The sequence below is a fragment of the Pseudomonas sp. 10C3 genome (genome assembly GCF_036346185.1).
GTDB lineage: Bacteria > Pseudomonadota > Gammaproteobacteria > Pseudomonadales > Pseudomonadaceae > Aquipseudomonas.
In genome coordinates this window covers 1-237 of sequence record NZ_JASJVE010000210.1, presented here as the reverse complement: position 1 = coordinate 237, position 237 = coordinate 1, and the positions used below count along the sequence as shown (strand labels likewise).

At 52.3% G+C, this 237-nt stretch carries 1 protein-coding gene; it reads left to right on the top strand.

Translation table 11 applies throughout. The features are described 5' to 3' along the window. Positions 1–55: 55 nt before the first annotated feature. A partial coding sequence (locus QN399_RS26650; protein WP_330201983.1) for a hypothetical protein occupies positions 56–237 on the top strand: 182 nt, incomplete at its 3' end.

The following is a 237-nucleotide window of genomic DNA, read 5'->3' as shown; positions in this document are numbered from 1 at the left end:
GAGTAAGGCGGTCAGCCTGGAGAACATATCGGGGAGCATTGAGTCCAGCCGAGACATGTCCCTCAAGGTTGCCAGCCTGACTAACCGTCGGGATGAATTTTCGACCAAAGAAACACCCGGTAGTGGCGGGTCGCTTACAAATATCTGCTGGGACTGTAGCGGGGGCAGTTTTGTCGTCGATTTTATTGGTACCGAGAACTATCAAAGTGAGCTGCTGAAAACATCGGCTGCTTCGAC